This is a genomic window from Thermomonas hydrothermalis (genome assembly GCF_900129205.1).
GTDB classification, from domain to species: domain Bacteria; phylum Pseudomonadota; class Gammaproteobacteria; order Xanthomonadales; family Xanthomonadaceae; genus Thermomonas; species Thermomonas hydrothermalis.
The window spans coordinates 1-22,500 of sequence record NZ_FQUK01000001.1 but is presented as its reverse complement, the minus strand read 5'-3'; the positions used below and the strand labels follow the sequence as shown (position 1 = coordinate 22,500).

General features: G+C 68.9%; 24 protein-coding genes and 1 tRNA gene (1 of these 25 only partly in view). 10 read left to right on the top strand and 15 right to left on the bottom strand.

Going from position 1 to position 22,500, the window contains the following annotated elements:
• Positions 1-314, top strand: the end of a protein-coding gene (locus BUA29_RS00125) for a polyprenyl synthetase family protein (protein ID WP_072754608.1). The gene continues 685 nt to the left of window position 1, outside the view; only the last 314 of its 999 coding nucleotides appear in the window; its start codon lies off the left edge, out of view; it ends in the stop codon at positions 312-314.
• Between the two features lie 18 nt (positions 315-332).
• Here BUA29_RS00125 and BUA29_RS00120 read toward each other — a convergent pair whose 3' ends face one another.
• The 4 genes from BUA29_RS00120 to BUA29_RS00105 form a co-directional block, all read right to left on the bottom strand.
• Complete coding sequence (locus BUA29_RS00120) at positions 333-1,127, bottom strand: dienelactone hydrolase family protein (RefSeq protein ID WP_072754607.1); 795 nt, start codon at positions 1,125-1,127, stop codon at positions 333-335.
• Between the two features lie 92 nt (positions 1,128-1,219).
• Positions 1,220-2,620 (bottom strand): UDP-N-acetylmuramoyl-L-alanine--D-glutamate ligase, encoded by a 1,401-nt coding sequence (murD, locus tag BUA29_RS00115; RefSeq protein ID WP_072754606.1) that lies wholly within the window; start codon positions 2,618-2,620, stop codon positions 1,220-1,222.
• Between the two features lie 4 nt (positions 2,621-2,624).
• The gene (gene murL, locus BUA29_RS00110) at positions 2,625-3,989 is read right to left on the bottom strand and encodes a UDP-N-acetyl-alpha-D-muramoyl-L-alanyl-L-glutamate epimerase (protein WP_072754605.1); all 1,365 of its coding nucleotides are present in this window, start codon (positions 3,987-3,989) and stop codon (positions 2,625-2,627) included.
• Positions 3,986-6,628, bottom strand: a complete 2,643-nt coding sequence (locus BUA29_RS00105) for a bifunctional aspartate kinase/diaminopimelate decarboxylase (RefSeq protein WP_072754604.1) — start codon at positions 6,626-6,628, stop codon at positions 3,986-3,988. The genes murL and BUA29_RS00105 overlap by 4 nt, the downstream gene beginning before the upstream one ends.
• Before the next feature lie 221 nt (positions 6,629-6,849).
• Between BUA29_RS00105 and BUA29_RS00100 the strand changes: the two genes are divergently transcribed.
• On the top strand, positions 6,850-7,731 hold the full coding sequence (locus tag BUA29_RS00100; RefSeq protein ID WP_072754603.1) for a PhzF family phenazine biosynthesis protein: 882 nt from the start codon (positions 6,850-6,852) through the stop codon (positions 7,729-7,731).
• A gap of 12 nt (positions 7,732-7,743) precedes the next feature.
• Here the strand turns inward: BUA29_RS00100 and ychF are convergent, their stop codons facing one another.
• The 8 genes from ychF to BUA29_RS00060 form a co-directional block, all read right to left on the bottom strand.
• A complete protein-coding gene (ychF, locus tag BUA29_RS00095) occupies positions 7,744-8,835 on the bottom strand; it encodes a redox-regulated ATPase YchF (protein ID WP_072754602.1) in 1,092 nt (363 codons plus the stop codon).
• 72 nt (positions 8,836-8,907) lie between these two features.
• Entirely contained in the window at positions 8,908-9,486 is a 579-nt protein-coding gene (gene pth / locus BUA29_RS00090) for an aminoacyl-tRNA hydrolase (protein ID WP_072754601.1), read from the bottom strand.
• 69 nt (positions 9,487-9,555) lie between these two features.
• Complete coding sequence (locus BUA29_RS00085) at positions 9,556-10,206, bottom strand: 50S ribosomal protein L25/general stress protein Ctc (protein ID WP_072754600.1); 651 nt, start codon at positions 10,204-10,206, stop codon at positions 9,556-9,558.
• Positions 10,207-10,320: 114 nt separating this feature from the next.
• The gene (locus BUA29_RS00080) at positions 10,321-11,280 is read right to left on the bottom strand and encodes a ribose-phosphate diphosphokinase (protein WP_072754697.1); all 960 of its coding nucleotides are present in this window, start codon (positions 11,278-11,280) and stop codon (positions 10,321-10,323) included.
• A gap of 56 nt (positions 11,281-11,336) precedes the next feature.
• Positions 11,337-11,413: transfer RNA gene (locus BUA29_RS00075), tRNA-Gln, on the bottom strand.
• A gap of 46 nt (positions 11,414-11,459) precedes the next feature.
• Complete coding sequence (ispE, locus tag BUA29_RS00070; protein ID WP_084602268.1) at positions 11,460-12,389, bottom strand: 4-(cytidine 5'-diphospho)-2-C-methyl-D-erythritol kinase; 930 nt, start codon at positions 12,387-12,389, stop codon at positions 11,460-11,462.
• Positions 12,386-13,018 (bottom strand): lipoprotein insertase outer membrane protein LolB, encoded by a 633-nt coding sequence (lolB, locus tag BUA29_RS00065; RefSeq protein WP_072754599.1) that lies wholly within the window; start codon positions 13,016-13,018, stop codon positions 12,386-12,388. The genes ispE and lolB overlap by 4 nt, the downstream gene beginning before the upstream one ends.
• Positions 13,015-14,688, bottom strand: coding sequence for a tetratricopeptide repeat protein (locus BUA29_RS00060; protein WP_072754598.1), 1,674 nt, complete (start codon positions 14,686-14,688; stop codon positions 13,015-13,017). The genes lolB and BUA29_RS00060 overlap by 4 nt, the downstream gene beginning before the upstream one ends.
• A 94-nt stretch (positions 14,689-14,782) precedes the next feature.
• On the opposite strand from BUA29_RS00060, the gene hemA reads away from it, so the two are divergent.
• The 4 genes from hemA to ppk2 are packed head-to-tail and all read left to right on the top strand — an operon-like array spanning position 14,783 to position 18,366.
• Positions 14,783-16,054, top strand: coding sequence for a glutamyl-tRNA reductase (gene hemA, locus BUA29_RS00055; protein ID WP_072754597.1), 1,272 nt, complete (start codon positions 14,783-14,785; stop codon positions 16,052-16,054).
• A complete protein-coding gene (gene prfA / locus BUA29_RS00050; RefSeq protein ID WP_072754596.1) occupies positions 16,051-17,136 on the top strand; it encodes a peptide chain release factor 1 in 1,086 nt (361 codons plus the stop codon). The genes hemA and prfA overlap by 4 nt, the downstream gene beginning before the upstream one ends.
• Positions 17,137-17,179: 43 nt before the next feature.
• Positions 17,180-17,587: a helix-turn-helix domain-containing protein gene (locus BUA29_RS00045; protein ID WP_245770462.1), complete on the top strand. Its 408-nt coding sequence runs from the start codon at positions 17,180-17,182 to the stop codon at positions 17,585-17,587.
• A complete protein-coding gene (gene ppk2, locus BUA29_RS00040; protein ID WP_072754595.1) occupies positions 17,584-18,366 on the top strand; it encodes a polyphosphate kinase 2 in 783 nt (260 codons plus the stop codon). Before BUA29_RS00045 ends, ppk2 begins: the two co-directional genes overlap by 4 nt.
• Before the next feature lie 60 nt (positions 18,367-18,426).
• Here ppk2 and BUA29_RS00035 read toward each other — a convergent pair whose 3' ends face one another.
• Genes BUA29_RS00035 through BUA29_RS00025 form a run of 3 tightly spaced genes read right to left on the bottom strand, consistent with a single transcriptional unit; the run spans position 18,427 to position 20,532 of the window.
• Positions 18,427-18,696, bottom strand: a complete 270-nt coding sequence (locus BUA29_RS00035; RefSeq protein WP_072754594.1) for an acylphosphatase — start codon at positions 18,694-18,696, stop codon at positions 18,427-18,429.
• Between the two features lie 8 nt (positions 18,697-18,704).
• Positions 18,705-19,256, bottom strand: coding sequence for a TlpA family protein disulfide reductase (locus tag BUA29_RS00030; protein WP_072754593.1), 552 nt, complete (start codon positions 19,254-19,256; stop codon positions 18,705-18,707).
• Positions 19,257-19,260: 4 nt separating this feature from the next.
• Positions 19,261-20,532, bottom strand: a complete 1,272-nt coding sequence (locus BUA29_RS00025; protein WP_072754592.1) for a YihY family inner membrane protein — start codon at positions 20,530-20,532, stop codon at positions 19,261-19,263.
• A gap of 78 nt (positions 20,533-20,610) precedes the next feature.
• Between BUA29_RS00025 and wrbA the strand changes: the two genes are divergently transcribed.
• From wrbA to BUA29_RS00005, 4 genes are all read left to right on the top strand, one after another.
• Positions 20,611-21,204 (top strand): NAD(P)H:quinone oxidoreductase, encoded by a 594-nt coding sequence (gene wrbA / locus BUA29_RS00020; protein WP_072754696.1) that lies wholly within the window; start codon positions 20,611-20,613, stop codon positions 21,202-21,204.
• Positions 21,201-21,533, top strand: coding sequence for a DUF2069 domain-containing protein (locus tag BUA29_RS00015; RefSeq protein ID WP_072754591.1), 333 nt, complete (start codon positions 21,201-21,203; stop codon positions 21,531-21,533). Before wrbA ends, BUA29_RS00015 begins: the two co-directional genes overlap by 4 nt.
• A complete protein-coding gene (locus BUA29_RS00010) occupies positions 21,520-22,215 on the top strand; it encodes a tetratricopeptide repeat protein (protein ID WP_072754590.1) in 696 nt (231 codons plus the stop codon). The genes BUA29_RS00015 and BUA29_RS00010 overlap by 14 nt, the downstream gene beginning before the upstream one ends.
• Before the next feature lie 75 nt (positions 22,216-22,290).
• The coding region (locus BUA29_RS00005) for a transposase (protein ID WP_483887629.1) at positions 22,291-22,500 on the top strand (210 nt) is incomplete at its 3' end.

The following is a 22,500-nucleotide window of genomic DNA, read 5'->3' as shown; positions in this document are numbered from 1 at the left end:
ATACCGCCACCCTGGGCAAGAACCTGGGCGACGACCTGGCCGAGGGCAAGATGACCCTGCCGTTGATCCATGCCATGCAACATGCCGATGCGGAAACGCGCGCCGTGCTGCGGCAGATCGTCGAACAGGGTGACCGCGACGGCTTGCCGCAGGTGCAGCAGGCCATCATGCGTGCCGGCAGCCTCGCCTACAGCCGCGCACGGGCGCACGACTATGCCCGGGCCGCCCGCGAAGCGTTGGCGGTGCTGCCGGACAACGCCTTCAGCGCGGCCTTACACGGGTTGGCCTGCTACGCGGTGGACCGCGATCACTGAACCGTCCGGTCGCGCCAGTCAGGGCTGGCTGGTGCCCACCGCCGCAAAACGCTCGTCGAAAAACAGACGCATCATCGCGTAGGCGCGCCGGGCGGCACGTGGGTCATACCGACAGCCGGGCGCATTGGCGGTTTCCAGCGCGAAGCAGTGCACCGCACCGCTGAAGTTGACGAAGGTCCAGTCCGCCCCGGCGCGGGTCATTTCCTGCTCGAACGGCACGATGGCGTCCTTCTGACTGGCATCATCGGCACCGTTGAGCACCAGCAGCGGCGCTTTGACCGACCCTGGCGCGGCAGGCGCTTCGGTATGCAGGCCCCCGTGGAAGCTCACCACGCCGGCCAGCGGCGCTCCGCTACGCGCCAGCTCCAGCACCGACGAGCCGCCGAAACAGAACCCGAACGCACCGATCCGCCGCAGATCCAGTGGCACCTTGCCGGCCTGCACCCGAAACGCCGCCAACGCCGCCTGCATGCGTGCGCGCATCAGCGCCGGGTTGGGGTAGAGCTTGCTGACTTCAGCACGGGCCTGGGCGGCATCCGCCGGCCGCACGCCCTTGCCGTACATGTCCACCACGAACACCACATAGTCCTTGCCGGCCTGCTGCCGCGCCTTGTCCAGCGCCGCCGGGGTGATGCCATACCAGTCCGGCACCATCAGCAGACCGGGCCGCTGGGCCGGGCCGGTGTCGTCATAGACCACGTACCCGCTGAAACGGTCCTGACCCTGCGTCCATTCCACGGGCCGAGTCTGCATCGCCGCCAGCGCGGGCATGGCCGACAGCAACAGGACGAGCGCAAGCCACCATCGCCGCATGACACAGATCCTCCAGCAAACAACACGTCCCACGATAGCGCGTTTTGGCCCACCGCCACGACGGGCAAAGCCCAAGGCGGATCGTACGCCCTTCAGGCAATCCCTAAGCCGGGGATACCGCTGATGGCCTCCGGGTCGAACCCGGCCAGGGCGGCAAAATGGCGACCGCGCGCGACATAGTTGGGATACGGCCCAAAGCTGGGCGCACCCGGCGACAGCAGCACCACCCCGCCCTTCGCTGGCAGGGCTGCACGCGCCAGCGCCACCGCCTCGGCCAGGTCGGCCGCCTGCTGCAAGACGAACCGGTTGTCCGCCGCCAGTGGCGCCAGCAGGGCGTGAATGCGCGGGCCGTTTTGCCCCATCGTCACCACTGCATGCGGTGGCTGGACGCGCACCGCGTCGGCAAAGGTGTCCCAGGGCAGGCCGCGGTCGTGGCCGCCCACCAGCACCGCCACCGGCCGCTGTCGGTACACCGCCAGCGCCGCCAGGGTGGCCATTGGCGTGGTGCTGATCGAGTCGTTCACGTACAGCACGCCGTCACGCTCACCCAGTGGCTGCAGGCGATGCGGCAGTGGCATGAACCCGGCCGCCTGGGGCGCCAGCGCGGCCGCATCCAGCCCGAAGGCGTCCAGTGCAGTCAGCACGGCGCACAGATTGCCGCGGTTGTGCTGTCCGGGCAGCGGCAGGGTGGCGGTGTCCATGACGAACGTCTGCCCGCGATACAGGGCATCGCCGCGCAGATGCCAGCCGCGGGCATCGCCATACCAGTGCACCTGGCTATCGGGCAGGTGCAGGGCCGCCAGACGCGGATCGGCGGCATTGAGCACCGCCACGCGCGGGCGGGCCGCCGTCACCAGCGCCAGCTTGTCGGCGATATAGCGCTGTTCGCTGCCGTGCCAGTCCAGGTGCTCCGGGTGCAGATTGGTGACGATGGCGATCTGCGGGCGCACGCCGGAGGCGGCGACATCGCCGGTCTGGTAACTGGACAGCTCGATCGCCCAGGCATCTGCGGACGCACCCAGCAACTCCAGCAGCGGCAGACCGATGTTGCCGGCCAGCGCAGTGCGCAGCCCAGCTGCGCGCAGCAAATGCGCCAGCAGCGCGGTGGTGGTGCTCTTGCCCTTGGTGCCGGTGACGCATAGCGCGTTGTCGATTCCGCCCTGCGCATTGGCGTGTTCGGCAAACCACAGCGCGGTGCCGCCGACGAAGCGGGTGCCATGCGCGGCGGCGGCCTGCGCCAACTCCGAATACGGGCTGATGCCGGGTGACTTGATCACCACCTCGAACCCGGCCAGTCGCTCGCCGCTGATGTCGGTGTCGATGCTGAGCTGCGGATCATCCAGTGCGCGCGCGGCCTGTGCTTCGTCAGCCCGGCACAACAACGTCAGCGGTGCGTCTGGCAGCCGGGCACGCAGTGCCGCATAGGCGGCACGGCCCTCTTGTCCCCAGCCCCACAGCGCCACCCGGCGCCCGGCCAGATCCGACAGGCGCAACGGCTTAGGCAGCAAAGCGGTCACGCAACCGCTCCCACAGCGCCGGAGGAATCCGATGCTCGCCGGCCGGCACCAGCAGCGGTGCCAGGGCCAGTGCGTCCGGATCAAGCTGCGGCAGGATGTCACGCGCAAACCGCTTGACGACTGCGTCCTCCTGCCAGTCCGGACGTTGCGCCAACGCCGCCAGCGCCGCCCGCGACTCCCGCCCTTCGCCTACGCACTCGAATGGCTTGTGATCTTGATATTCCAGCAGTGCATCGAAGCCCGGAATCTGCGCCGGGTCATCGAGCAGGTTGCGCCCGAAGATGCCGACCAGACGCGCCTTGGGCATGAAAGGCGCCAGCGCCAGAAACACGAAATGGCACTTCGGGCACACCCCGCACCAGCGGCTCGCCGGGCGCTCACCGAGGATGTGGAAGTTGCGGTTGCAGCTGGAGAAATGCGCGTCATAACGGTGCTGGCGGGCGAACTGTCGCGCCACGGCCAGCTCGCTCAGTGGCCTAAGCAGCGAGTAGTACTGCAGATCGGCCGCCACATGGGTCCGCAGATGCTCGCCGAAGGCCGACTCGAACGCCCAGCCCTTGGACCACTGATGGTTGACCTCGCCAGTGCCTGGAATCTGCGAGCCATAGCTGGCCGAACGCTCGTTGGAAAACACCACCTGGTCGTAGCCCAGCACCACCGCGGCAAACGCCAGGATTGCCGAGTTCACCGCAGTGACCGGGATATGCCCGTTCCAGGCGCCCTGGCGGTTGAACTCGAACAGCCGCGGCGAAAGCTGGCGACCGATGTTGAGCGTGGGCAGGCCGGTTTGTGCCGCACACGCCGCGATCAGCTGCGAGTTGCCGATCCAGACCACGGTCTGGTCCACCCCAGCATCACGCAGCGCCTCGATGCTGACCAGCGAATCCTTGCCGCCGCCGATGGCCACCAGCGCCCGCGCCGGCAAATCCAGCACTGGCGCCGCCGGCGCCGGCATGTCCGATCCTGCCGGCACATGCAGGCGGTCGCGCAGATCCAGCCCGTTGCGATAGGCAAACTCGCCCAGCCCGTTGCGATAGATGGTCTGAAGCAAGGCGGCGGTGGCGGCATCCAGCGGCTCACCTTCGACCGTGATCTGGCGCGGCACCGCTGCCTTGTAGTAGCTCACGCCGGCAATGAGGTGCAGCAGGCGCAATGCCCGCCCGGCCGCCGCCGCGCGCGGCCCGGACAGGTCGAACGGCGCGCCCGGCAAAGTGATGGTTTCGACCAGCTCGGGGCCGTCATCGAAGGCATAGACCAGCTCGGCCACGCCCGTGCCGGCATCGAAGCCGCAGCGCACGAAGCGGAATGCGGCAATAGCGTCGCGGTTGAACGTCCAGTTGCTCATGGGTGCTCGCAGGCAGGGGCGGCGCCGGTGTCGTCAAGAATGTCTTGCGCCGGCAGCGCGCGCAGATTGTAGGTACTGGCCATGCTGTATCCGTAGGCACCGGCATCGGCGATCAGCATCACGTCACCCGGTGCGCTGGCCTGGGGTAGTTTGACCCGGCGGCCGAACAGATCGCTGGATTCGCAGATCGGGCCCACCACGTCGAAGTCGCGCCATTGCCGGTCATCCAGACGCGACAGATTGTGGATGCCATGCCAGGCGTCGTAGAGCGCGGGCCGGATCAGCGCATTCATGCCGGCATCCAGCCCCAGCCGGTGGATGCCGTCCTTTTCCACCACCTGAGTGACCCGCGCCAGCAACACGCCCGCCTCGGCCACCAGGAACCGGCCCGGCTCGATGGCCAGTGCGAAGGCCGGATGCACCGCCTTGGCAGCGGTCAGCTGCGCTTCCCAGGCGTTGAGATCAAACGGCTCGTCGTCGTCACCATAGGGCACCGGCAACCCACCGCCGATGTCCAGCACCTCGACAGTGCCGATGCGGCGGGCAAACCCGGCCAGCGCATCCACCACCTGCGGCCAGTGCCCGACCGATTCGATGCCGCTGCCCAGATGCGCATGCAGACCGGTGATGCGCACGTCCAGCGCACGCGCCACCTCCATGAACGCCTCCACCCGTGCCGCCGACAGGCCGAACTTGGCCTCCTTGCCGCCAGTTCTGACCTTGGCGTGGTGGCCGTCGCCATAGCCCAAGTCGATGCGCAGCCACAGCGCCCGCCCGCGGAACACCTCCGGCCAGCGCTGCAACAGCTCGATGTTGTCGACGGTGACGGTGACTCCGCGCGCCAATGCGGCCGCGTATTCCTCGATTGGGGCAAAGCTCGGGGTGAACAGCACCCGCGCCGGATCCAGCCCTGGCACTGCGGTCAGGGCATGGTCGAGCTCGCCCAGCGACACGCACTCCAATCCGAACCCTTCCGCCACCAGTGCACGCAGGATCTCCGGATGCGCGTTGGCCTTGATTGCGTAGTAATGCCGGTCGATCGCACGGATGGCGCGCAACTGGCGCGCGCGCTCCCGCACCGTCGGCAGGTGATAGACATAGCGCGGCGTTCCGGCCTCGGCGCGCTGCAACAGCGCATCGCGCCACATAGGTGCCTGCCACCAGGGCTGCGGCCGCGGCCGCACCTCACCCAGGATGTCCCGCCAGCGCGGACCGAAGACCGCGCGCTCATACACCGGCATCGCCCCGGATTCGATCAGCGCCGCATGCAGCTTGGGCAGCATGCCGTCGGCCGCGGCCTCGTCCACCACGAAGGTCAGGTTGAGGTCGTTGGACGACTGCGAGATCAAATGCACGTTCTCGCGCCCGAACATCGCCCAGACATCCTGCAGGGTGTGCAGCAGCGAGCGCATCCCGCGCCCGACCAGGGTGATGGCGGCACAGGGCGCGATCACCTTGACCCGGCAGACCTCGGCCAGATCAGCCGACAGCGCTGCCAGCACATCGGTGGTCACCAGGTTCTCGGAGGGATCCAGCGACACGGTGACGTTGGTCTCGGCCGAGCCGATCATGTCCACCGACAGGCCGTGGCGGCGGAAGCGTTCGAACACATCGGCCAGAAAGCCCACCTGCTGCCACATGCCGATGGTTTCCATCGACACCAGCACGATGCCATTGCGACGGCTGATCGCCTTCACTCCGGGCACCGGCGCCGCGGCATCGTCGATCCGGGTTCCTGGTAGCTGTGGCCGCGCGGTGTCGAGGATCAAGATCGGCACGCCACTGTTGCGACATGGCCGCAGCGAACGCGGATGCAGCACCTTGGCGCCGGTGGTGGCGATTTCCTGCGCCTCGGCATAGTCCAGCCGGGTCAGCAGCCGCGCCTCTGGCACCTCACGCGGATTGGCGCTGAACATGCCCGGCACGTCGGTCCAGATTTCCACCCGCTGCGCCCCCAGCAAGGCGCCGAAATAAGCCGCCGAGGTGTCCGAGCCGCCGCGGCCGAGGATGGCAGTGCCGCCATCGCTATGCCGGGCGATGAATCCTTGCGTGATCAGCACCGGCGCAGGCTGCGCGGCAAAGCGGGTGCGCCAGCCGGAATCGGCCTGCCACTGGCAATTCACCGACAACCGCTGCGCCCATGCGCTCTGGTTGGGCTGCGGCGGCAGCGCCTGCAGCCAGTCGCGCGCGTCCACCCAGGCGATTGCCAGCCCCTGCTGGCGCAGATAGGCCGCGCCCAGGGTGGACGACAACAGCTCGCCCTGCGCCAGCACCTCCGCCTGCCAGTCCAGCGGTCGCGTGGCGGCGCGCGGGTCGTCGAGCAGCCCGTGCAGGCACGCCAACCGCTCCCCCAGCACCGCATCGGCATCCAGCCCCAGCTCGGCCGCAAAGGCACGGTGGCGTGCGGCCAGTTCGGCCACACGGACCGCCGCATCAGCGGCACCATCGGCGATCGCCGTCAGCGCGTTGGTCACGCCAGACAGTGCCGATACCACCACCAGCACCCGCGCCTGCTCGTCGCGCATGCGGCGCGCCGCCAATGCGCCGATGGTGTCCCAGCGCGCACGGCTGGACACCGATGTCCCTCCAAACTTAAGCACCAGCCAACGAGAATCGGGCACAGACGATGGGAAGGACATGGGTCCGCAGCGGGCGAAAAGAGGTGGGAGGGAAACCGGAGTGCACGCGCACGCGCAGCGCGTGCTCGCATTCTAACGACCCCGCCACGCCACCGCGTGCGGCGATGCCGTCTGTAGCGCGCACGTCCTGACAGCGTTCAGGCGCGGCACACGCGCGGTGCTGCAGCAAGACGCATCCAGGCTGGTAAGCTGCGCGCCCCCATCCTCATGCCAGGCCTGCCATGCCCTACCCGTTCGTCCAGCTCGATGTGTTTGCCTCGCGCCCCGGTGCCGGCAATCCGCTGGCCGTGGTGCTTGCGGCGCAGACGCTGGACGATGCGGCCATGCAGGCCATCGCCCGCTGGACACGGCTGCCGGAAACCACGTTCGTGCTGCCACCGACCACGGCGGAGGCGACGCATCGTCTGCGTATCTTCAGTCCACGCCGGGAAGTGCCGTTCGCCGGTCACCCCAGCGTGGGGACGGCCCACGTCTTGTTGAACGCCGGTCTGGTCACCCCCCGCGATGGCCTGCTGGTGCAGGAAGGCCTGGCTGGCAACCTGCCGCTGCGCGTGCGCGGTGAGGGCGCAACGCGCACGGTGGCGGTACGCACACCGCGCGCCAGGGTGCAGGCCATCGCCACGCCCGACGACCCGCATCTGGCCCCGGCGCTGCGCGGGCTGCCGCTGGGTGCGCTGCCGCCGGTGCTGATGGACGGCGGCCGCCGCTGGTGGCTGGTGGAACTGGCCACCGAGGCACAGTTGCGCGCCATGACCCCGGATTGGACGGCGATCGCGGCGCTGGCCCGTGCCACCGACAGCATGGGGCTGTTTGTCTATGCCCGCAGCCAGGATCCGGTGTATCACTTCGCGGTGCGTGCCTTCGTCGGCGCACCGGCCTGCTTCGAGGACGCCGCCTCCGGCGCCGCCAACGCCACGCTGGCGGCCTGGCTTTGCGAACGCGGCGCCCTCCCCGGCAGCGATGGTTTTTATCGCGTAAGCCAGGGCCGCGAAGTCGGCCATGACGCCATCATCGAGTTGACCGTCGATGGCGACGGCGAGGTCTGGTCCGGTGGCCGCGCCGTGCCGGTGGTCACCGGCACGCTGGACTGGCCGCGCGACTGAGCGTGCGATCGCTCAGACGTTGAAGCGGAAGTGCAGGATGTCGCCTTCCTGCACGCGGTAGTCCTTGCCTTCCAGCCGCAGCCGCCCGGCTTCACGCGCACCCGCCTCGCCGCGATAACGGATGAAATCGTCGTAGCTGATGGTTTCGGCGCGGATGAAGCCTTTTTCGAAATCGCTGTGGATCACACCCGCCGCCTGTGGCGCGGTGGCACCGGCCTTGACCGTCCAGGCGCGCACTTCCTTTTCCCCGACGGTGAAATAGGTCTGCAGGCCGAGCAGACGGTAGGCCGCGCGAATCACCCGATTCAGGCCCGGCTCGTTGAGCCCCAGGTCGGCCAGGAAGGCGTCGCGGTCGGCATCGTCCAGTTGCGCCAGCTCTTCCTCGATCGCCGCACACACCGGCACCACCTCGGCGCCCTCGCTGGCGGCGTGGGCGCGTACTGCGTCCAGATGCGGATTGTCGGAAAACCCGTCTTCGCGCACGTTGGCCACGTACATCACCGGCTTAAGGGTGAGCAGGAACAGCTCGCGCACGGCGGCTTTCTGCTCCTCGTCCAGTGCCAGCGCGCGCGCAGGGCGACCGTCGTCCAGGGCCGCGCGGAGGCGGGCCAGGACGTCCAGCTTGAACTTGGCGTCCTTATCGCCGCTCTTGGCCACGCGCTCGTAGCGGGCGATGGCCTTGTCCACGGTTTCCAGATCCGCCAGCGCCAGCTCGGTGTCGATGGTCTGAATATCGGCCACCGGATCGACCCGGTTGGCCACGTGGATCACATCCGGATCCTCAAAACAGCGCACCACGTGACAGATCGCATCGACCTCGCGGATGTGCGCCAGAAACTTGTTGCCCAGCCCTTCGCCACTGGCAGCGCCCGCCACCAGCCCGGCGATATCGACGAACTCGACCGCCGTGGGCACAACCTTCTGCGGCTTGGCGATCTCCGCCAAGGCCTCAAGCCGTGGATCCGGCACCGGCACCACGCCCACATTGGGCTCGATGGTGCAGAACGGGAAGTTGGCGGCCGCAATCCCCGCCTTGGTCAGTGCGTTGAACAGGGTGGACTTGCCCACGTTGGGCAAGCCGACGATGCCACATTTGATGCCCATGTTGTTGCTTTCGAGTTGGGAGGCGTCAGGCGTGCACCCACGCCTGACGCCTCACGCCTCAACGCTCCGCGTTCATTTCGCCGTATGCAGCCGCGTCATGGCGTCCATGAAACGGCCCTGCACGGCCAGCGGCAACACCTCCAGCGCGTCCCCGATGGCCCGCAGCATCAACGCCTCATCCTCGGCACCCGGACGCCCGAGGACCCAGGGGGTGACCCGATCCTTGTGCCCGGGATGACCAATGCCAATCCGCAGGCGATGGAACCGGCCGTGACCGAGCAGGCGGATGATGTCGCGCAGACCGTTCTGACCACCATGACCGCCATCGAACTTCAACCGCGCCGTGCCCGGTGGCAGATCCAGGTCATCGTGCGCCACCAACATCTCCTCCGGCGCGATCTTCCAATAGTGCAAGGCCGCCGCCACCGATTTGCCACTGGCGTTCATGAACGTGGCCGGACGCAGCAGCCAGACCGGGCGACCGGCCAGCACCACCTTGGCCGTTTCACCAAACAGCTTGCTCTCCAGCCCGAAACGGGCCCCTTCGGCCTGCGCCAGCGCGTCAATAAGCCAGAACCCGGCGTTGTGCCGGGTTCGCAGATACTCGGCACCGGGATTGCCCAGCCCGACGATGAGGCGAAGTCCGTCCATGCTGACAGGACACCCACCGCAGCCACGCCGGGCGCGGCCAGACCGCGCCCGGACGCGCTGCGCCAGGGCTTACTTGTCGTCCTTCTTCGCCTTGGTGGCCGGCACTTCGGCCGCCGCAGGCGCAGCCGACTCGACCTCTTCCGCCTTGGCGTGCTTGGCGATCACCACCGCCACGTCGTGCTCCTTGCCCTGCTTCAGGGCCGGCAGCTCGACACCCGGCGGCAGCTTGAGGTCGGACAGATGCACGACCTGCCCCACCGCCAGGTCGGCCAGATCGACCTCGATCGCTTCTGGCAGGTCCTTCGGCAGGCAGCTGATTTCGACCTCGTTGAGCTCGTGGGTGATGACCACGCCGCTGGTCTTGCCGGCCGGGGATTTTTCCTGATTGAGGAAGTGCAGCGGCACCTTGGCACGCAGCGCATGGGTGGCGTCCACGCGCTGGAAGTCCAGATGCAGGATCAGCTGCTTGAACGGATGACGCTGCATGTCACGCAGCAGCACCTGCTCGACCTTGCCGTCGATGTCCAGGTTGAGGATGGAGGAGTAGAACCACTCGTTCTGGCTGGCCAGCCAGACCTTTTCGTGCTCGAGCTGGATCGGCTGCGGGGCGGCATTGCCGCCATAGACGATGGCCGGGATGGCCGCGGTACGGCGCAGGCGGCGGCTCGCACCCTTCCCTGCGACATTGCGGCTGGTGGCCTTGAGGATGTGTTCGGACATTGGATTGACTCACTTGGGTTACAGGACACCGCCTCGCGGCGGCAGGACCACTCACCCGCGACCAGGTGAGTGAAGGTGCACCGGCGGCAAGCCGCCGGCACGGATGGGGCACGGTCAGTCGACGTACAACGAACTGACCGATTCGCCGAACGCCATCCTGCGGATGGTTTCGGCCAGCAACTCGGCCACGCTGAGCTGGCGGATCCGGGTGCAGGAACGCGCCGCGTCCGACAGGGGAATGGTGTTGGTCACCACCAGCTCGTCCAGCGAGGACTTGTTGAGATTGTCCAGCGCCGGGCCGGACAGCACCGGGTGGACGCAGTAGGCGACCACCTTGCGCGCGCCACGCTCCTTGAGCGCATTGGCAGCGGCGCACAAGGTGCCGGCGGTATCGACGATGTCGTCCACCAGCACGCAGGTCTTGCCCTCGACATCACCGATGATGTTCATCACCGTGGCCACGTTGGCACGCGGGCGACGCTTGTCGATGATGGCCAGATCCGCATCGTCCAACCGCTTGGCGATGGCGCGCGCGCGCACCACACCGCCGACGTCTGGCGACACCACGATCAGGTTGTCGGTGCCGTGGCTGCGCCAGATATCGGCCAGCAACAGCGGCGAGGCATAGACGTTATCGACCGGGATATCGAAGAACCCCTGGATCTGGTCGGCATGCAAATCCACCGTCAGCACCCGGTCGGTATTGACCGCGCTGAACATCTTGGCCGCCACCTTGGCGGTGATGGGCACACGCGCCGAACGCGGGCGGCGATCCTGACGGGCGTAGCCGAAATACGGCACCACTGCGGTCACGCTGGCGGCCGAGGCGCGCTTGAGCGCGTCGATCAGCACCATCAGCTCCATGAAGTTCTCGGCGGTGGGCGCGCAGGTGGGCTGGATCACGAACACATCCTGCCCGCGCACGCTCTCCTCGATCTCGATCTGCACTTCGCCATCCGAGAACCGGCCGACCAGCGCCTTGCCCGGACGCACGCCCAGCTCGTGGCAGACGTCATTGGCCAGCGGCCGGTTGGCATTGCCGGAAAAAACCAGCAAGTTGGGGGTGTCCTGCATGGCGATGACCGTGCTCATGGATCGACGGGGAAGCGGCATGGCGATACCGCGTAAGCTGGCAGGGGCGGAAGGATTCGAACCTACGAATGCCGGGATCAAAACCCGGTGCCTTAAACCACTTGGCGACGCCCCTGTTGTTCTCTAGGAAGTTCTCGACCACGCCTTCCTGGCATACCGCTTTAGCCCGCATGCAGCCCCGCGTCCGGACACCAACCCGGGCACGACGGCCCCATGCCGGCCGACAGCATTTCCAGTGCCTGCTGCAGCGGCGAACGCTGCACACCGCGCGCCAGCCAGGCTGAAAGCCCGGCTGGCAGTGCGGCCAGCGCCGCTTCGGCGGCTTCGCGCGTGGCGAACTCGACGAAGCAACCGCTGCCGGACCCGGTCAGGCGCGGCGTACCGACCCGCGCCAGCACCGCAAAGACCGCCTCGACGGCCGGCTCGCGGCGGCGCAGAACCGGTTCGAACGCGTTCCCGCGCACGGACCCGGACTGGAAGTCCATTATTGTCACGGGCGACGCATCGCGCGTCAAATCCGGGGCTTGGAACAGGGCGGCGGTGGCGGCGTGCACCCCGGGGTGCACCAGCACGTACCAGGCTGGCGGCAGGTCGATCGGGGTCAGCTGCTCGCCGACCCCTTCGGCCCAGGCATTGCGCCCGCGCACGAACACCGGCACGTCCGCGCCAAGCTGCAGACCAAGCGTGGCCAGGGCATCTTCCCCCAGCCGGGTGCCCCACAGCCGGTCGAGCGCAACCAGCACGGTGGCGGCGTCCGACGAGCCGCCGCCGAATCCGCCTCCCATCGGGATGCGCTTGTGAAGACCGATCTCCACCCCGTGACGGCAGCCACTGGCCTGCTGCAACAGCCGCGCCGCCCGCACGGTCAGATCCTGCTCGACCGCAACCCCGTCCACGGCGCCAATCCGCACGATCCGGCCGTCCTCCCGCGGACGCAAAAAAACCGTATCGCCCCAGTCGAGCAGCCGAAACACCGTCTGCAGACAGTGATAACCGTCCGGGCGGCGGCCGGTGATGTGCAAAAACAGGTTGAGCTTGGCCGGTGCCGGCAACGCCACCCAGCCCGCATCGGCGGCAAACGCCGTGGTCATTCCGCCCCCCAGTGATCCACCAGCAGCCGCACCCGGGCCTCACCCCGCCGCGCCTCGATCCGGGTCGGCAAGGGCAGCGCCTCTGCGGGTGCCGACACCCAGCCGGCGTAGTCCACCACCCAACCGGCCTGCTCGATCCGTTGCGGCAGCCGGTCGCGGCCCTCGATCACCCGGGCCGGGCCGAACTCGGCCTCGCCCGCCGGCGCGCCGCGCAACCAGCACCCCAGTGCCGCCAGCGGCACATCCCAGCCGACCGCTTCGCGCAGCAGCCGCTGCGGGTCCGAGTCTTGCCGCGGGCCGCCGTCCAGTCCCGACAGGGTGGCGCCCTGTGCATCCACCGTCAGCTGCCAGCCCTGCCGGGTCACCGGGGCGGTCACCTGCAACTGCACCGCACCACCGCCCTGCGCCCAGTCGATCCGACCACTGCCCCCCTGGCGACCATTGGCCAGCGCCACCCGGCCGGACAGCTGCCAGACCGGCGCCAGACAGTCACCCTCGGCAAGCCCCAGCGCCTCCAGGCGCTGGCGGTGCACCTGCGCACCCGCGTCGGCATCGCCGGCCGGCCGGGCCGATGGCAATGACGCGCAGCCGGCCAGGCCCGCTGCCAGCAGCAGCGCCAGTCGCCTCATGCGCCGGTCTCCTGCAAGGCGCGGCGCAGTGCCCGATTGTCGGGGTCGAGCCGGCGCGCCTCCTCGAAATAGCGCCGCGCCTCCTCGCGCCGCCCCAGCACCCACAGCACCTGGCCCAGATGGCTGGCGATGTCCGGATCCTTCTGCAGGGTGTAGGCACGCCGCAGATGCTCCAGCGCGTCGCGCGGCTTGCCCAGCTTGAACAGCACCCAGCCGTAGCTGTCGATGATGGCGGCGTTGTCCGGGTCGGCCACGCGCGCACGCTCGATCAGCGCCAGCGCCTCGGCATACCGGGTGGTGCGATCCGCCAGGGTATAGCCCAGTGCATTGAGGGCCATGACGTTGTCCGGCTCGATCACCAGAATCCGGCGCAGATCGGCCTCGGCCTGGGCGATGTCATCTTGCCGCTCCCACATCAGGGCACGCGCATACAGCAGCGACACATCGTCTGGAAACGCCGCCAGCCCCCGCGTCAGCGCCTGCCGCTCGCCGTCCGGATCGGAATCCTTCTGCCGCAACTCGGCTTCCAGCAAATACGCATCGCGACGCACGTCGTCGGCCAGGCTGACATCCGCCTGCAGGGCCTGCACATCGGCATAGGCACGCGCCTTGTCGCCCATCGCATGGCGCACGTTCACGGTACGCAGGCGCGCCATCCCCTGGGACGCCCCACCCGGCACGCTGGCATACCAATCCAGCGCCTCGTCGTACCGTTGCAGCAACTCGGCCAGCTGACCCAGCAGCATCCGGCGCACCGGATTGGGCGTGGTGGCACTGCGCTTGAGCTCCTCGTACAACGCCGTCAGGCCCGCCTTGTCGTTCGCCTTGTCCAGCAGCATCGCCCGGCGGGCAAAGACGGCGTCATCCTGCGCCCCCCGCGCCAATAGCTGCGCCGCCTTGGCAGGATCCCCCAAGGCCTCGTATTCGTCCGCCACGGCCAGGCGCAATGCCGGCACCAGCAGTACCGCATCGCCCAGCCCATCCAGCACCGCCCGCGCCTGCGCCGGCTTGCCGGCTTCGCGCAACCACTGCGCACGCAGCAGCGCCACTTGCGGCTCAGCGGGGAAGCGCTTGATCACCTGCGCGACGATGCGATCCACCAGGCGCGGCTGGTCCAACCGTTGCGCCAGACCGCCAAACGCCAACCAGGCCTGCAGGACGTCGGGCAACTGGCCACGTTTGACGATTTCTTCGATCCGCTGCGCCACCTGCTGCGGCTGCCGCCCAACCGCGCCGCTCAGCGCAAACACCGCCGCCCGCCAGCCGTCCGGCTGCGCCAGCAACGCCTCCAGCGCACGCCGCGCCGGTCGGGTCTGTCCGGCCCGCAAGGCCAGGGTGGCGGCGACCATCTGCTGGGTCTGGCTGGGCTGCGGCTGCAAGCGGCGCCATAGCGTCAGCGCCTGCCCGGCCAGCGCGTCCTGATCGGCCAACAGGGCGATCCGGGCCGCACGTTCGGCCAGCACTGGATCCTCCGCCGCCTGCGCCGCGGCCAAGTAGAACCGTGCCGCGTCCTGCATCTGCCCGCTCTGCAGTGCGAACTCGCCGGCCATGCTGGCGGCAAGCGGATCCAGCGGCGGATCAGGCAGCGCTTGGCCTGCGGCAGCGATCGGCATCAGCCCGGCCAATGCCAGCAGACACAGGAGCAAACCAGAACGGGGGAGTCTCGACATGGGCGCGGCGGCTACAATGACAGATCGGGCCCGCAGCTTAGCGCAGGCACCTGAACGATTCCGCCGCGTCTAGCTGCCCTCACGCCTCCTCACCATGTCTCTGCTCGTTCTCGGCATCAACCACCAGACTGCGCCCGTGGCCCTGCGCGAGCAGGTCGCGTTTGCGACCGATGCGCTGCCGGCGGCGCTGACCGCGCTGCGCGCGCTGGACGGGGTGCACGAGGTGGTGCTGCTATCGACCTGCAACCGCACCGAGCTGTACGCACACGCGGAGGGCGACGGCCAGGTGCTGGCCGACTGGCTGGCCCGGCAGGCACACGTCGGCCAGGATCTGCACGCCTACCTGTACCGGTACCGCGACGCGGCAGCCGTGCGCCACCTGTTCCGGGTTGCCAGCGGACTGGATTCGCTGGTGCTGGGGGAGCCGCAGATCCTGGGCCAGGTCAAACAGGCCTGGACCATCGCGCGGGCGGCCGGCACGCTGGGCGGGCCGCTCGACCGCCTGTTCCAGCACGCCTTCGCCACCGCCAAGCGGGCGCGTACCGACACCCGGATCGGCGCCAATCCGGTCTCGGTGGCCTCGGTGGCGGTGCGCCTGGCGCAGGACAACTTCACCTGGCTGGATGAGGCCTGCGTGCTACTGATCGGCGCTGGCGAGACCATCGAGCTGGCCGCCCGCCATCTGGTCGAAGCACGCGTCAAACGGCTCCTGATCGCCAACCGCACCCTGGCCCATGCCCAGGCACTGGCCAGCCGCCATGACGGGTACGCACTGCCGCTGTCAGCGCTGGATCGGCATCTGGCCGAAGCCGACATCGTGATTTCCGCCACCGCCAGCCGTGAGCCGATCCTGCACCGCCCGCAGGTCGAACACGCCCTGCGCATGCGCAAGCACCGGCCGATGCTGCTGCTGGATCTGGCCGTGCCACGCGACATCGCCCCGGACGTCTCCGGCCTGCGCGACGTGTTCCTCTACACGGTGGACGACCTGCAGCAGGCGATCGAGGACAACCGCCGCAGCCGGCAGCAGGCCGCCGAGCAGGCCGAGGCCATCATCGACCTGCAGGTCGCACGCTTCCTGGAAGACTGGCAGGCCAGCCGGCGCCAGCAACCCCTGCTACATCTGCGCGCACACGGCGAGGCCGCACGTGCAGCGGCGCTGGCCAGGGCCCGCCAGCAACTGGCGGCGGGCCTGGCCCCGGACCAGGCCTTGGAGCTGCTGGCCCACACCCTGACCAACCGCCTGCTGCACGCACCGACGGTGGCCCTGCGCGAAGCCCTGCGTAACGGCGACGATCCGATGATCGAAGCCGCCGCACGGTTGTTCCCGCCGCCCGGCGACAAGCCCCCCAGCGACCCGTCATGAGCCCGGCCCTGCGACGCAAACTACAGGCGCTGCTGGAACGCCGGGAAGAAGTCGAACGGCTGCTCGCCGACCCGACGGTGAGCGCCGACCCGGCCCGCTTCCGTGCCCTCTCGCGTGAGTTCGCCCGGCTGCAGCCGCTGGCCGACGCCCTGGCTGCCGAAACCCAGGCCCGCGCCGACCTGGCTGCGGCGCAAGCGCTGCGGCACGACCCCGAACTGCGCGCGCTGGCCGAGGACGAGATCGCCGCCGCCACCGCACGCCTGCAGGCGCTGGAAGCCACCCTGCTCACCCATCTGCTGCCGCGTGACCCACGCGATGACGGCGGCGCCTACCTGGAAGTGCGGGCCGGCACCGGCGGCGACGAAGCCGCCCTGTTCGCCGGCGACCTGTTCCGGATGTATTCCCGCTATGCCGACGCCCAGGGCTGGCGCGTCGAAGTGGAGTCCGCCAACCCCGGCGAGCATGGCGGCTACAAGGAAATCATCGCCCGCATCGAAGGCGAAGGCGCCTACGCCCGGCTCAAATACGAAGCCGGCACCCACCGCGTGCAGCGCGTCCCGCTGACCGAATCGCAAGGGCGCATCCACACGTCGGCCGCAACGGTGGCCGTGATCGCGCTGGAACCGGGCGAAATCGACATCACCCTCAATCCGGCCGATCTGCGGATCGACACATTCCGGTCCTCTGGCGCCGGTGGCCAGCATGTCAACAAAACCGAATCGGCCATCCGCATCACTCACCTGCCCACCGGCCTGGTGGTCGAATCACAGACCGAACGCAGCCAGCACGCCAACCGCGACAAAGCGATGAAACGCCTGCAGGCGATGCTGGTCGAGGCCGAGCTGGCACGTCGCGCCGCCGCCACGGCCGCCGACCGGAAACTGCAGGTGGGCAGCGGCGACCGCAGCCAACGCATCCGCACCTACAACTTCCCGCAAGGGCGGGTCACCGACCACCGGGTCGAGGGCCTGACCCTGTATGACCTGCCACGCATCCTCGATGGCGATCTCGACCCGCTGATCCTGCGCCTGCAACAGGAACAGCACGCGGAAGCCCTGGCCCGACTGGCCCACGAGGATTGAGTCGGCATACACTGCGGCCATCGCCACCGCGAGGGCCGCACTGATGTCGATCGACGCCACCCTGCGCCTGCTGAGCAAGGCCCGCGGCCTGGACGTGACCGCCCTGGCCACCGCCATCCCGCGCGCCGGGATCCGCACCGTCGAAGCCTGGCTGAAAGGCGAGAAACTGCCTGGCCGTGACCAGATCGACGCCCTCGCCCGCGCCCTCGGCGTCCCCGCCGGCGCCCTGCTGGCCGAACTGGCCCAGACCCTTGATCCCGCGCGCACCCGCGGCGAACACGCCCTACTGGCCGCCTATCGCGCTCTGCCGCCCCGCCAGCAAGGGGCGTTGCTGGAAGTGGCACGCGGGCTGGCGGCTGCCGCCCGCCTTGCCGACCCGGTGCCGCCCCGTCCAACGGCCCCGCGCCGGCGCCACGCCACGCGCCGGCCGCGCACCCAGTCGCCGCGATGAAACCGCTCAAGCGCAAAACCTACGAAGCCGCCCTGGCCCCCATGCTGCTGGAGCTGGACGCCGCCGCGCGCTGGATCCGGCATGCGGGCATGCGGCTGCTGGTGGTGTTTGAAGGCCGCGATACCGCCGGCAAAGGGGGGATGATCAAGGCCATGACCAAGCACCTGGATACCCGCCAGTTTCGCGTGGTCGCCCTGCCCAAACCCAGCGAGCGCGAACGCAGTCAGTGGTATTTCCAGCGTTACGTGGCGCACCTGCCGGCTGCCGGCGAGATCGTGCTGATGGATCGCAGCTGGTACAACCGCGCCGGGGTGGAAAAGGTGATGGGGTATGCCAGCGAAGCGGAGGTGGCCGCCTTCCTGCAACAGGCACCGCTGTTTGAAAAACTGCTGGTGGACGACGGCATCCTGCTGTTCAAGTACTGGCTGACCTGCGACCAGGCCGAACAGGAGGCCCGCCTCGCCGAACGCCGCGCCGACCCGCTCAAGCGCTGGAAGCTCTCGCCTGTCGATCTGGCGGCGCGCAGCCATTACGAGGATTACACCCGCGCCCGCGAAGCGATGCTGAAAGCCACCCACACCCGGCACGCGCCCTGGACGCTCGTGGATTTCAACGACCAACGCCGCGGTCGGCTGACCCTGCTCCGACATCTGCTCGATCACCTGCCGGATACCCGCGTCCCCGAGCCCGTGTTCGAGCTGCCGCCACTTCCCGGCAGGCCCGCGCGCGAGCGTTTCGGCGTACTCAAACCGATCCCTGCCTGGCGCGCACGGGGCTGAGCCGAACAAATCGTCATTGCAGCAAAAGGCGGATCCCGCACACGCCCTGCGGGCAGCGCATCAACCGATGGCAAACCCCTGCACGGGCGGCGGGGATTGCAGCGCATACCGCTCCACCGCGGTGACCTGCGCCAGTGGCGGCCCTTGCCAGAGCCAGCGCTCCAGCGCGTCGATGGCCTCCGGCGTGCCGATGGCCAACACTTCGACCCGCCCGTCCGGAAGATTGCGGGCATGACCGGTCAACCCCAGGCCCAGCGCCTGAGCGCGGGTGCTGGCGCGGTAGGACACCCCTTGCACGCGCCCGCTGATCAGGAATCGTGCCGCAGCCATCGTGCGCCTCAACCGACCTTGGGGCCGCCCGCAGCGGCGATGTCGTCTTCCAGCATCCGTGCGGTCACCGGACCCACGTATTTGCGCACCACCCGACCGTCAGGGCCGATCAGCCAACTGGCCGGCAACCCGCGCGGCGCACCAAAGGCAGGCGGCGGGGCATAGATATCCACGCGGGCGACCGGATAGGCCACCGGATGCTGGCGCAAGAATGCGCGCAGCTCGTCTTCCGACGTGTCCTCGTACACCAGACCCAGCACGGCGATGTGCGGGCGCATGGCCGCCAGCGCCGACAGTTCCAGCATTTCCTTCAGACAGGGGCCGCACCAGGTGGCCCAGTAGTTGACCACCACCCATTTACCGCGTTGAGCCGCCAGGTCATAGACGGCGCCATCGAGGGTGGTGACGCGCAGGGCCGGGCGTGCGCCCACATCGGCCTCGACGGCGGCAGGCGCCTGTGTGGCCGCAGCCTGCGGCGCGGCAGTCGCGGCCGGCTCTGGGCTGCGCGAGCAGGCGGCCAGTAGGAGCAGCGGCGCCAGCCGCAAGGGTGCCATGCGCATCGGTTCATTCCTCCGGAAGATCGGCAAACACACAGGACACCGGCTGCTGCAGCACTGGCTGCAGCGGCGCCTGCAATTGCGCGATGGTACGCCGCGCCGCGTGACCGAGGGCATCCCCGGCGACCTGCGCCGGCACATCGCCCATCGGAATATGCAAGTGCATCGCCTCGTACAGCTCGCCCAGACGCACCTGATCGAGATCGCGCGCCAGCAACCAGTCACCGCTTTCTGACCGCTGGATCACGCCGGTATCGACCAGGCCATTGAGCAGCCGCTGGATCTGGTCGTCGGTCAACCCCGGCTCCAGCGTCAAGATATCCTCGCCAGACAGCCCCCGGCCGCGTGCACGCGCCTGGTCGAACCGGCCGAGCAGGCGCAGCAGACCGTACAGCTCGTGCCCTTGTGGCAGGCGCTGCCAGGCCGGCTGATAGCGAAATGCCGACAACGAGGACGCCAGCGAAGCCCCGGCCAGCACCGCTACCCAGCTCAGGTAGATCCACAGCATCAGGATCGGCACCAGCGCCACCGCCCCGTACAGCTTCTGGTAGGAGTCGAAGCTGGACAGGTACAGCCCCAGGCCCGACTTCACCAGTTCAAACAGCACCATGCTCAAGGCCGCGCCAGGCAGGGCATGACGCCAGGCCACCGCCCGGTACGGCACCATCTTGAACACGGCGGCAAACGCCAGCCACTCGATCAGCATCGGCGCAAAGCGCAACAACCCCGCTTCCAGCCAGCGCCCGGGCTGAGTTTCAAAGATCGCCAGGGCAAAGAACCGGGTGGACAGCGCCAGGCTGGTCGCTGCCACCAGCGTGCCCAGGGTCAGCACCGTCCAGTACACCAGGAAGCGGCTCAGCCGTGGCCGCGCCCCTGACACCCGCCAGATCCGGTTGAACACCGACTCCACACTGTGCAGGGTCAGCAGCAGCGATCCGATCAGCGCCAGTGCACCGGCGGCGGTCAGGGTGCGGGTGTTGGCGGCGAAGTCGGCCAGATAGCCGGACACCGCCCGCGCCGCGCTCGGCACGAAGTTGGCGAAGACATAGTCGGTCAGCCGCTCGCTCCAGGCCTCGAACACCGGCGAGATCGACAGCACGCCAAACACCACCACCGACAGCGGCACCAGCGCAAAGGCGGTGGTGTAGGACAGGGCACCAGCGGCTTCTGCCAACCGGTCGTCGAGAAACCGGTGCAGCACGAAGCGCAGGAAGCTGACGGCCCGGTCGTACCGGCCCGACTGCCCGCCCTGACGATGGGGAGAATGCGGTGGCGTCATCGGGCACAGCCTACCCGATGCCGCATCGCCCCCGCATGCCCTATGCTGCGCGATGCCTTTCGGTCGATGCCTTTGCCCATGCCCGACATCCTGATCCTCTACTACAGCCGTGGCGGCTCGGTGGCCCAGTTGGCGCGCCAGATCGCGCGCGGTGTCGAAGAAGTCGATGGCATGCAGGCGCGCCTGCGCACCCTGCCACCGGTGGCCCCGATCACCCAGGTGGCCGCCCCGCCGGAGCCGGAACAGGGGGCGCCCTATGTCGAAAAACACGATCTGGCCGAATGCGCCGGCCTGTTGCTGGGCAGCCCCACCCGGTTCGGCAACATGGCCGCGCCGGTCAAACACTTCCTCGACACCCTGGGTGCGGAATGGGCCAGCGGCACCCTGGTGGGCAAACCGGCGGGTGTGTTCACCTCGACCGCCACCCAGCATGGTGGCCAGGAAGCCACCCTGCTCACCATGCTGGTGCCACTGCTGCACCACGGCTGCGTGATTGCCGGCATCCCGTTCACCGAACCCGCACTGAGCACCACCCGCAGCGGCGGCACGCCCTATGGCGCCAGCCATGTCGCCGGGGCCGACGATGCGCCCCACCCCAGCCCGGAGGAGGCGCAACTTGCGCGTGCCCTGGGGCGTCGGGTGGCCAGCCTGGCCCGGAAGCTGCAGGCATGACCGCACACACCTATCTGGCGTCCTGCCTGCTGGCCCTGGGCGTGCTGTTTGTTGCCTGGTCGTTGCAGCATTCACAGCCACTGGCCGGCCTCCTGGTGTTCGCCCTGCCACCGGCTCTGCTGCTTGCCGCGCTCTGGCGCGGCTGGCCTCGCGCCGGTTTTACCGCCGCCCTGCTGGCGCTGCTGTGGTTCAGTCACGGGGTGATGCTGCTGTGGTCGGCGCCCGCCGAACGGCACTGGGCCGCCGCCGAAACCCTGCTGGCCCTGCTGGTCATCCATGCCGCCTGCCTGCCCGGCTGGCGCGCCCGGTCACGCCATGAACACCGCTGATTCACGCCTGGACGGGCTGCCGTCACACGTCATCGCCTGGCTGCAAGCCGGTGCGCGCGCTCTGCGCGACGGCCGGCGGGCACAGGCCGTGTCCCTGCTGCAACAGGCCTGTGCCGCCGCCCCCGAGCATCCGGAACCGCTGCGTTACCTGGCGCTGGCGATGCTGCAAGGGCGCGACCCGCAGGCCGCCCGTCAGTTGCTGGAACAGGCCCTGCGCCTGGCGCCGGAGGATGCCCTGCTGCACAGCGATCTCGGCGCGGCACTGGCGGCCGCCGACCAGATCGACGCCGCCCTGGATGCCTGGCGGCACGCGGTCCGGTACGACCCACAGCTGGCCCAGGCCTGGTTCAACCTCGGCCGCAACCTGCAACTGCAGGGCGAGACCACTGCGGCCATCGACGCCCTGCACCAGGCCTGCGCGCTGCTGCCGCAGGCACTGCCACCGCGCATCCTGCTGGGCGATGCGCTGGTGCACGCCGGCCGCTTCCACGACGCCATCGCCCAGTACCGCGCCGCCCTGGCCGTGCACCCGGCCTGCGGCGATGCCTGGCGCGGCCTGTCCAACATCAAGACCCTGCCGCTGACGGACGCCGACGCCGCCCTGCTGCGCGCCCAGCTTGCCCGCCCCGATCTGGCCGAACCCGACCGCATCGCCATGCTGTACGCCCTAGCAGCTTGTTGAAATTCTCCCGCGCCAGAGCTTGCTTTCAAGCCCTCTGTTTGCGATATCGACCTCAGCCATAGTGGAGGGCGTGGGATGCGCGGTGCAGACGTCACTCAGGAATCGTTGTTCACGGTCGCCAAGCTCGCCGACTTCGTCCCGGCGAACCATCCGCTCCGATCCATTCGGGAGCTGGCCGATGAGGCGCTCAGACGCATGAGCGGCCTGTTTTCGGCGCTGTACGCCGATACCGGCCGCGCCTCCATCGCGCCGGAGAAACTGATGCGGGCGCAGCTGCTGCAGCTG